6 protein-coding genes are annotated in these 10,943 nt (G+C 43.2%); all 6 read right to left on the bottom strand.

Annotated elements, in window-relative coordinates; genetic code table 11:
• Positions 1-62: 62 nt before the first annotated feature.
• Positions 63-755, bottom strand: coding sequence for an SAM-dependent methyltransferase (locus tag C7R91_RS04295; protein WP_047069455.1), 693 nt, complete (start codon positions 753-755; stop codon positions 63-65).
• A 9-nt stretch (positions 756-764) separates the two neighbouring features.
• The gene (locus C7R91_RS04290) at positions 765-1,016 is read right to left on the bottom strand and encodes a phosphopantetheine-binding protein (RefSeq protein WP_047069454.1); all 252 of its coding nucleotides are present in this window, start codon (positions 1,014-1,016) and stop codon (positions 765-767) included.
• Positions 1,017-1,052: 36 nt separating this feature from the next.
• Positions 1,053-2,081, bottom strand: a complete 1,029-nt coding sequence (locus tag C7R91_RS04285; RefSeq protein WP_174769394.1) for an HAD-IIIC family phosphatase — start codon at positions 2,079-2,081, stop codon at positions 1,053-1,055.
• A gap of 49 nt (positions 2,082-2,130) precedes the next feature.
• A complete protein-coding gene (locus C7R91_RS04280) occupies positions 2,131-3,012 on the bottom strand; it encodes a 3-hydroxyacyl-CoA dehydrogenase family protein (RefSeq protein ID WP_047069452.1) in 882 nt (293 codons plus the stop codon).
• Positions 3,013-3,121: 109 nt separating this feature from the next.
• Entirely contained in the window at positions 3,122-6,208 is a 3,087-nt protein-coding gene (locus C7R91_RS04275; RefSeq protein ID WP_047069451.1) for a cyclic peptide export ABC transporter, read from the bottom strand.
• Positions 6,209-6,240: 32 nt separating this feature from the next.
• A complete protein-coding gene (locus tag C7R91_RS04270; protein WP_047069450.1) occupies positions 6,241-10,728 on the bottom strand; it encodes a non-ribosomal peptide synthetase in 4,488 nt (1,495 codons plus the stop codon).
• Positions 10,729-10,943 lie beyond the last annotated feature (215 nt).

Below are 10,943 nucleotides of genomic sequence, written 5' to 3'. Positions count from 1 at the left end.
CATATAAAATGTGATTATGACTGAGTCTACTTCCGCATCCTTTCGAAAAAGAAAACCTTCTATCATTTACATAAAATCGCCAAAAAATCGTAGACATAGCCCTGACTGACTTCTGCGCGAATCGGCTCCAAACCGCTGGCTCTGAGCTGCTCCAGTGCAGTCTTTTTGGTCAATAGCTCTCTGTATCCCAAGTTGAGTTCAGGGTGAACCTCGTAATAGGCCCGAGTCAAAAAGCTATCCATGGGAACGACCAAAATCATATGTCCATCTTCTTTACAAAATTGTTTATGTACGGACAAGATTTCGTTCTTCTCTTTAAAATGTTCAATCAAGCCAAAACTGCAAACAACATCAAACGTTTCTGCCAGCTCTAACGTAAACAGATCTTGGAGTACATAAGTAATATGATCGGCATGTTTATCCGCTATCTTGTTATAGGCGTCGAAGGAGGTTTGGCAATTATCTACCAAAACCCCGCTCCCTTGGTACATGGTAAGCAAAAGACGCGTCAAAAATCCGGTGCCCGCACCAAGCTCAAGCATTCTTGGATCAGTCTTGATCTGAACGCCTTTTAAAAGCTTTCGCAGCACGTCACCGAGCACCAATCCTAATAAGTGAGCATTTTCACTTAACAAATGACGGATGTTTTGAAAATAGATATGCGTATCGAGACTTGGGATCTCCCCGTTGTGTAACCTGGTAAAGTACTCGGTCCAATCAAAATCTGCACTTGTATTTTTCGTCGTATAAATCATTTTCTTCACTCATTTATAAACCGATTTTGACTGGATAAAGTTCACGATATTGTTAATGGTATTAAAATTCGAAATTTCCATTTCGTCGCTTTCGATGGTCAAGCGAAACTCGCTTTCAATGAAAGTGACGAGTTTCATGGCAAACAATGAATTGACGAAGCCTAGCTCAAAAATATTGTCGTCATTCGTGAAATCAACATCATCATCGAATACGACCAGATTAGCCAGAATAAACTCACGAATTTGTTCATGAAGTTGCATAAGTAAACGCTCCTTTTTTTGGGGGTTTCATTGTGATTACTGAACGAGAACATTGATGTAAGGGGGAAACTTTTGTATCTGGGTCAAATCGTTTTCCAAAATGACAAAGCCGTCTTCTTCTTTCGAGACCTCCTTGAAATTGGAAAAACGATAGGATACATACATCATCTTGTTTCTCTCCGTATTTTTAAAGTCAGCGAGGAGCCTCTTGTTGGCTAGCTGTGCCTGCTGCATGATATGGGTTAGCAATACGGTTCCAACGCCTCTGGAAATCACTCTGCAGGACATAATAAGCAATTTGATATGCCAATGGGTTTCGGTTATTTCAACCAATGCGATTCCTATTTTCCCGTATGACCCGTATTTATCTGTGAGCTCGCAGACGAATAATTTGTGGTCGTGTGAATTTCGGAAATAATTGAGTTCATCATAGCTGTAAATCCGTCCCGTCGAGTTCAATTGATTGGTGCGAACCGTTAGCTCTTCTGCGCGTTTCAAGCAATCTTCCTGCGCCTCGCTGATGATAAACTTCATGTCTAACGTTTTTAAAAATTCTTCGTTTGTCCCTGTGAAGGATTCCTCCTCCTGCTTGCGCTGAATGTCTTGTAGATACATTTCCCGCCTTTTTTTCGAATCTTCTGTAATGAAAGCTGGAGTCAGCGAAGGGTGGGACAACAACTCCGTATATTGGTCGACGTGGACACAATTGATAGAATCATGCACGCTTTTCACTTCATCCAGTTCAAAGGGCTGATCATCGATAAACAAAAGAGTATCCATCCCAATATTAATCGACTGCTGGATAATCCCTACGGATTTTGACTTGGGCTCCCAATGAATTTGCGGGTAAAGAAAATAGCGGTCAATCTCAAACTCTTTCAGCTTGCGCATCGCGTCATCGTAATTATTTTTACTCGCAATCGACTGCAAAATGCCCCTCTGATCGAGTTGTTCCAATATTTCTTTGATCCGAGGGTTTAAGGCTACATCGTCCCCTTCCGATAAAACGCCATTCCAAATCGTATTGTCTAAATCCCAGACAACACATTTAATCCCATTTTTAATATCCATCTGCATGTTCCTTTACTCGAATTTTGATGTGATCCGCTTAAAACTACTTGGTAGATTGTGCCAATGCAGTCGTGTAATCAAAGAACCCTTTTCCGCTTTTCTTTCCGAGTAGTCCAGCATCTACCATTTTGACTAACAGTGGGCATGGACGATATTTAGGGTCGTTAAAGCTCTCATACAAAACTTCAATCGAGTGTAAAATAGTGTCCAATCCGATCAAATCAGCAGTCGCTAACGGTCCCATTTTATGGCTAAATCCTAATCGGAATATTTTGTCGAGGTCCTGAGGCGTCGCCACTTGATCGTGAATCGCCCAAATACATTCATTGATCATCAGCATCAGCACGCGGTTCGTCACAAAACCCGGGGAATCATTGACCAGCACAGGCTTTTTGTCGATCGACTCCAGAAAGTTTTTGATCGTTTGGATGGTTTGTTCGGAGGTATAGTAGCCTTTGATGATCTCTACCATCTGCTTAAGTGGCACAGGATTCATGAAGTGCATCCCGATCACATTTTCCGGCTTGGGAAGCAGTGAGCCAACCTTGGTGATGGAGATGCAGCTTGTGTTGACTCCATATATCGTGTCTTGAGGGCAATGTTCTTTCAATTCTAGGTAGACTTGCTTTTTTGCCTCCCAATTTTCCGTGATGTTTTCAATCACGAAGGGAACGGTATAAAAATCGTCGTAAGTTGTAGTAAACACAACATTGGAAAGCACCTGATCAATGTCTTTTACTGGAATCTCTTTTTTCATCAGCTTTACAAGCTTAAAATCTTCTCTCATCTTCTGTTTTGCTTTTTCCAAAATGTCGGGATGCAGGTCCTTCAAAATGACACGGTATCCATGACTCGCCAGGTCCAAGGTCAAATCCGATCCCATAATCCCTGCTCCGATAATCCCAATCGATTCGAATGTTTTCATCTTCAACAATCATCCTTTTTTTGTAGTGGAGTGCTTAACGAAATCATTCAATCCTATGGCTTTTTCTATCTCTCCTCTCCCTTGTCAGATTAGGAGATCCTCTGTTCTGTTACACATGTTGTTTCAACTGTTCGTGGGTAACTTGACCAACTTCCATTTTTAAAAGTTGATCGGCTACATGGAAATACCTGTCGTCATGCGTAATGGCAATGACGCATTTTCCTTTTTGTTTCATCTCAGGGATGAGGTTATAGTAGAAATATTCTCTGAACTCAGGGTCCTGATCGGCAGCCCATTCGTCAAAGAAATAGATAGGTCGATCCTCCATACAACTGATAAGCAAGGCCAATCTTTTTCTTTGTCCTGTGGACAAATTGACGGTACTGAATCCTCCCTGTTGGATTTGCAACTTATGGTCCATGCCTAATTTCAGCAAATATTCTTGAATTTCATGTTCTTTCATTTTCACGTCGATTCCATACATCTTTTCAAAGAGATGAAAATCGCTGAAGATGGCCGCAAAATTTTGACTTAACTCTTCAAGCTGCTGACCATTCATTAAAATTTCACCTTGGTCAGGTTTGTACAACCCTACTAACAGTTTACCCAGAGTCGATTTTCCGCTCCCGTTTCCTCCTGTAATGAAGGTGACTTGCCCAGAATGGAAGCTCAGATTAACGGGCCCGACTGTAAACTGTTCTCCCTCTTGGTTTTTATAATGATATTCAACATCTTTGGCCTCTAAGTGAATGATCTCGCTTGCAGGCGATGCCTCTTTGACTCGCTCTGATTGTGTTGTCTCACCTGTTTCCAACTGCCTCGACAATTCGTTTAATCGGTTCCAGCTAATCCTGACCCGAATAAAATTAGGGATCGCGTCCAAAACGCCGTGAACAGGACTTGTCATATACAAAAACACAAAGATATACGCTCTTAAGGAACTGTTTGCAATGTCATCAAAGACGACAGGAAAAACAAACGCAACGACCCCGATCACAAAGGTAAACAGAAGTTCGCCCAAAACAAATACATTGGCGAAGCTCAAATCTCCCTGAATCCGTTTAGTCCGGTACGTGTCACAGCTTTCCTGTAGCTCCTCCTGAAATTGTCCTTTTTTACCTTTGTGGATGCTAAGCTCCTTGAAACCGCCAATCATATGATTAATGAACTTGAAAAACGTGTTTTGAATATCCCTGGTTTCTTCCCAGACGCGATTAGCGTACCTTCCTGCCATAAAATAAAGGCCGGCAGCGACCATAATAACGAAAATGGAAATCAGCAATCCGTAAATATTGACCATCCCTAAATAGATGAAACAGCACAGCAACGTAACCAAACTGGTGACCCCGAAAATCAGGATGTTGGACACACCGCTGATCGTTTCTGTATCGTTGTTCAACACGGAATAAATTCGTTCTTTTTCAATGGTTTCAATATTTTGATACGGAGATTTCAGTATTTTATCAATCAACTCCGTTCTCTTTTGGAAAACCATCTCATTTGTAATCGTAATCAGTTTTGCCCGTACCAATCTTTGTCCAAAAACATAGATGACGATTCCCATCACAAAAAAGGATAGCAATCCGCCCTGAAACCGGTCGGTATGGTTAAGCGCCTCGTTTATGATAAAAATTATCAAGGCATTGCCCAATCCACTCACCGTACTAAGGACGATAATGGGAAAAAAGGTACGATCATGCGATTTTGGAAAGACCACCGTTATGAAGTAATAGAACGCAAACAAAACAATCCCGACAAATAAGCTTTGAATGGCGATAACAAAACTTGAAGGTGCCCAAACATCGACGAAGTCCCATGAGACCCCGTCAAATAAAACCGAAGGAATTTGATAAAAGCAATACCCGGACAGCCCCAGACACAGAAGCAACAGCACAAATCGATACGCATTTTTCCCGAATCCCCCGGATCGCATCCTCTTTTTTCGGGCGATTTCGCCAAGCGCAACAATGGCAAACCATGCAGTAAGCAGGATCAACGGTATCGCAATGCACAGGATGGCAACCGACACATTATCCACACTGCTGTAGAGATCGGAAACATTTTCCGGTGGTTTCTTTTGTCGCAGGATTTCCATGATTCCTTGGCCCATTGCCTGCGTATGGGCAGAGTTGATATTCGTTAATACCGCTACTCCGAGTTTCTCTCCCGGACGTATTACTACTGAGGAAGAGTAATTCGGATTGCTTCCGCCATGAGAGAGTTCGCCGCTGCCTTTTTGGTAGACGAACCAACCCGCTGCATACGAGGAACTATCTATATTCGGCAAAACGGATCGATCCGGCTGATGGGACCGATTAATCAACCCGCTGCTCACATTATTATTTGTAATCGAGCCTAGCTGACTTTTGAGCCAGATTGCCATGTCCTCGCTATTGGAAATGATATATCCGGCAGGCGTATTGCCGCGATACACAGGAGCCTGGTATTCTCTCGCCCCCAAGAAACCGATTTTATAACCTTTTGCCATCTCATGCCGCTCGGCTTCATTTCGGAACAAAAACGAATGAGTAAGTCCAACCGGCGTCAACACGTTGTCTTTCACATACTGTTCAAAAGGCTCACCCGTTACTTTTTCAATGACCAAACCTAGTACATCGTAGTTCATGGAAGCATAAAGAAATCTTTCTCCGGGGGAAAAGTCCAATGTCTGCCCTACCACTTTGCGGACGGTTCGCTCCAGCGCATCAGACTCTTCGCCCACTGGAATTTCACCAATCGTATGAAAAGGAATTCCGCTTGTATGATGGAGCAGTTGCTCCAATGTGATTTCTGGCGTATGTCCTTCTGCATCCTTCACCTGAAACCAAGGGAGGTACTTTTGCACAGGATCTTTCAGATTGAGTAATCCTTGTTCCTCCAGCGACAATATCGCCAGACCCGTAAACGCCTTGGTGGTGGACCCAAGCTCGAATAAAGTTTGTGTGGTCACCGGGCTCTTTGCTGCCAAATCCGCATAACCAAACCCGCGGTTGTAGACGGTTTGTTCCCCTTTTACTATGACAACGGAGGCTCCCGGTATCTTGCCATCCTGCATTTTTTGGTCAATCCACGATTCGATTGATGCGATTTCTTCTTTACTCAAACTACCTTCTACTGTCGTTTCTGCCTGTAGCTGCAGGGGGAAAATCATGGTGAGCAGAAGCAAAATAAGCCATGCCGAGATCCCTTTTCTCATAAAATTAACCTCTCATCACAAATTTTCCGCCCTCAAATGAAGAGATTGTCTAACTCTTCCTGCGAAATTTCTACCGTTTCAAAATCGGAAGGAGTAAACTCTTTCGACTCTTTCTGGTTGCAGTACAGGATGATCTCACCAAGCTGCCTTTTAAAATGAGCCAAAAATTGTTCCATGCTGATATCCTTATATTTATTCCGGCTAAAGGTCAGCCGTATTTGCAAACGGCTATCCAAAATAAAGCAATTCAAATCGATTAAACAAGTCAGCGGATTGTCTTGACTTGTGCTTTGCTGGACAGAACCCCCCAACAATTTTACATATCCACCTTCAAACTCTTGCTTAAACTCCCCCAGATAATTAAACCTGATCGTCTTGGGTGCATGATAACGGATAGACTTTGCAAGGTAGCGTGATATTCCATAACCGATGCCGTTATTTGGTACCTTTCTCCGTTCCTCTTTGACGTGCTTGATTTGTTGGGACAGACTACCATCGGTTAAGGAGATGCCCAATGGATAGAGACTGGTAAACCATCCGACCGTCCTGGTAATGTCCAACGTGTCCTCTATCTGTTCTCGCCCATGCCCTTCCGTCTCGATCAGGATATCCGTCCTTCTCGTATTTTCTTTGATGGTCAACAGCAAAGACGCAAGCAACAAATCGATCGGTTCTGTATTGAAGGAAACATTGGCTTCCGACAAGAGGGCAAGCGTTTCCTGCTTACTGATCTCGGCTGAGAGCGTACAACTGCTCGCTATACTATCTACACCGAGATCATGGTCAACAGGAAAAGGAGTGAACTTTTGCAGTATAGTCTGCCAATACCCAGATTCTTTTTCGCCCTCTTCTCTCCAATAGCTCTGAAGGAACTCCGTCCATTTTTGATAGGAATGTGTCTTTGGAGGGAGCAACGCATCTTGTCCAAGACTGATTTGTTTTAGCAACGTGTTTAAATCTTCTACAATGATTCGCCAGGACACGCCGTCTACCAACAAGTGATGGGCCACAAGCAGAATATTCCTCGAGCTTCCAACATCGATTACACATGCTTTTAACAAAAGATCCTGGAATATATCAGCGCTATCAGCGAGTTCGTAGGCTACTTCCATCAGCTTGTCTGACTGCTCGGAATGAGAAAAGCCTGTGAAATCGAGCTCTTTGATCCTAGGCAGACCAAGGAGGTGGTTATTATTGTAAAACAACTCGCCATGATTAGCCTTGGCGTTTATTCGCAAGCCGTCATGATGTTCGATTAGCTTGAAGAGTGTTCTTTCTAGGATCTCAACCGTAATCCCCTGATTGATTTCCACCAAGACACACTGATGATAATGATGCGGCTTGGGGAATTTCTGGAAAAAAAACCACGATACGATAGGCGCAGGTGAAATATTTCCCTCGGCTAATCCCTGATCAATAACAACCAGCGGAACCTCGTCAACGAGCAACGCCATCTCTTCCAGAATGGGGGTTGACAGCATCTCTTTTACTTTTATCCGGTAGCCTTTGACATTCAGTTTCGACGCTATCTGAATGGCCTTGATAGAGTCCCCGCCCAAATGATAGAAGTTGTGCTTCCTTCCTATCTTTTCAACTCCTAGGACTTCTTCTACTGTCTGGATGAACTGCTTTTCTTTTTCGGTTGAATAAGCCGTATATTCTGTATTTTGCATCAATGGCAGTTCTGTTTCTGCCAATAAACGCGTGTCGACCTTTCCATTTGCTGTTAGCGGGATTTCTTCTACTTCTATAAAATGCTGTGGAATAAGGTAATTCGGCAATTGTTGTCCCAGATGCTGCTTCAAGTCATCAGTGGAGATATTACCTTTTGCAACGTAATAGGCACATAGGATGACATTCTTGTTCTTGTCCTCCCGCTCCAAGACAACAGCGTCTTTTACCTGCGGGTGCTGGATCAACTGGGTTTCTATTTCTCCTAGCTCAACCCGATGTCCCCTGATCTTGATTTGCAGGTCGCCCCTCCCCAAGTACTCCAGCTTGCCATCCGGTAAGAATCTTCCCAGGTCTCCCGTCTTATACATCCGCTTGCCGATAGCGAATGGATCGTTCAAGAATTTCTCCTTGGTAAGTTCAGGATTGTGATGGTACCCTCTAGCCACTCCATCTCCTGAAATATAGATTTCACCCACAGCGTATGTCGGAACAGGGTCCATGTTTTTGTCCAATACGTAAATGCAGACATTATCGGCAGGCTTGCCAATTGGCACCGATACTCTCGTGTCACTCTCAACATCATAAGAGTGAATCATACATCCAACCACCGTCTCGGTTGGCCCATATTCATTCAAGATCTCTATATTGCCTCCAAAGCTGTCATATACGCTATTGGCAAGGCTAACCTTCAGATTTTCGCCGCCAACAATAAATCTTTTCACGGAGCTATTCCTGTTGTCCCGATCCAGCACCAAGGACAAATGAGAAGGCGTAAGCTTGATGATCGACGCTTTGTTTTCTTTTAAAATGCGGAACAGCACATACTCGTCTTCTGTTTGGCTATAAACCAGAACTGTTCCTCCACAGATCAATGGAGTAAAAACAGAGGTAATTGTCAGGTCGAATGCTAAGGAGGAGTAGAGCGCGAACATCTCGTCCTCGTGTTTGACGTACATTTTCTTCGCCCAGTATATATAGTTGACAAGCCCGCGGTGCTCAACCATCGTTCCCTTCGGCCTTCCGGTAGAACCAGATGTATAGATCATGTAAGCCAACTCTGTAGGCTTACTCTCTACTAGAATATTGGATGATGGATAATGATCGTAGTTGACGTCCGTTAGGCTGATGATCTGTCCGTCGAAACCAAACTCGTCCATGACAGCCACATTCGTTAGCAAGATTTTTGTGTCGGAGTTTAGCAAAATATACCGTATCCGCTCAGTTGGATTATCAGGATCAATTGGCATGAAGGCTCCGCCGGCTTTTCCAATGCCGATAATCCCAATCATGGTTTCCATAGAATGTGTGGTCAGCATGCCCACAATTTTTTCTGGTCCGATCCCTTGTTCCCTCAAATATCTGGCAAGCTGATTGGCCTTCTCGTTCAGTTGCCGATAAGTCAGCCACTCTTTGCCATATTGAATCGCGATCTTGTCTGGTGATTTTTCCACTTGTTCTTCAAACAGCTGGTAAATTGTTTTGTCCCTCGGATAAGGTGCAGCGGTATCGTTATAGTCTTCAACTAGTTTTTTATACTCATCCTCGTAGAAAATCGTAAGCTGCCTGATTTCTTCATTGGGATTCGTCACAATTTTTTTGATCAGCGTAGTCAGACGAACGAACAGATCATGGATTTGCTCTTCGGTGTAATCGTTCATTTTGTAGTCAAAGCTAATGCTGATGCTGCCTGAATCCGACCATTCCTTTATCACCATTTGCATGGAATAAATCTGGGACCCGCTGTAGAACTCAATATTCTCGACCGGATGTCCTTCCCATTCGGTATCGAGTGTCGTGTTGTAATAATTGACACATACATCAAACAATTGGTTGTAACCCTTCTTCTTCAGCTCCATGTCTTGGATCAACAGGTCATACGGATAGCGTTGATGAAAAAAACAATCCTGCAGTTCGCTGTTGACCTCATCCATCATGTCCGTAACTGACCAGCCAGCCTTAATCGTTAAACGAAACGGCATCGTACTGGTAAACATGCCAAACATGCTCTTTTGCTGTTTACCAGATCGATTGAGTACAGGTGTGCCTATCACGAGATCGTCATGACCGGTCATCTTGTAGACATATAGCAAATACAAGCCTACCAAAACTGTATTCAATGACCACTTATTGGCTTTGGCCCACGCTTTGATTTGAGCAGAAAGATTAGGGTTCCATTCATATGTGATGCGGTTTCCCGCTAAGTCGTCAGAGCTTTTTTCCAAAAACGAATCAGGCAGGACTCGAAACTTCTCATTCCAAAATACTTTGTTTTTCCGGTACCGGTCCGACGAAAGATAATCTCGCTCGTGGTCGATGTACGTCAAGTAAGTAGGAGCTAGATGCTCCCCTACTTCCTCTTCGCGCAAAAGTTTGCTATAGATTTCTTGAATATGATCGGTCATAATATTGATCGACCATCCATCTGCGATTATATGGTGAAACTTGGCCAAATATCCATTCTCACTGTCTGAAATTCGAAACATGGCAAAATAAAAAAGCCTTTCGTTTTCGATGACGAATGGCTTTCTCGCTTCCGTTTCTACCCAATTCTCAAATTCCTTATGTGGCTCATTGTACACAGTGAAATCTTTAAAATCTAATGGGATATCCTCAATATGACTCACAAATTGCTGGATCTCCCCCATTTGGTTAACAAATCTTAAACGCAATCCTTCATGCCTACGAATGAAGAGGTGTATAGCCTTTTCAAGTTGTGAAAATTGAACAGGCCCTTTTATTTTTACGGTTCCACCAATATTATGCAAGGGTGTTTGGGGGTAAATCTGCTCGATCAACCAAATTCTCTTCTGGGGATGGGTTAACTGGTAAAAACATAATGAATCCATGTATAGCAATTCCTCCATCTCGTGAAAACCTTTTTGGTTTTCGATTCAGCAAAAAAACGGCAAAGCTTCGCCACTTCGTGTATTATCCAGATAATACACTCGCGCTCACTTTCCCGTATGACCCCTTCATTCCTCTAATGTGCCTAAGCTTCAATAGATTCACTCAGGTTGCTATATTTTTTAGATTGAAATAGGGCTTATCTGCACTAATAAAT

It is taken from the genome of Brevibacillus formosus (assembly GCF_003013405.1).
Lineage (GTDB): Bacteria > Bacillota > Bacilli > Brevibacillales > Brevibacillaceae > Brevibacillus > Brevibacillus formosus.
Note: the sequence above shows the minus strand (reverse complement) of the source record. Positions and strands in the feature narration are given on the sequence as shown.

Coding starts and splice junctions, on each gene's coding strand:
- C7R91_RS04295 (WP_047069455.1), bottom strand. CDS start 755: ATGATTTATACGACGAAAAATACAAGTGCAGATTTTGATTGGACCGAG.
- C7R91_RS04275 (WP_047069451.1), bottom strand. CDS start 6,208: ATGAGAAAAGGGATCTCGGCATGGCTTATTTTGCTTCTGCTCACCATG.
- C7R91_RS04280 (WP_047069452.1), bottom strand. CDS start 3,012: ATGAAAACATTCGAATCGATTGGGATTATCGGAGCAGGGATTATGGGA.
- C7R91_RS04290 (WP_047069454.1), bottom strand. CDS start 1,016: ATGCAACTTCATGAACAAATTCGTGAGTTTATTCTGGCTAATCTGGTC.
- C7R91_RS04270 (WP_047069450.1), bottom strand. CDS start 10,728: ATGGATTCATTATGTTTTTACCAGTTAACCCATCCCCAGAAGAGAATT.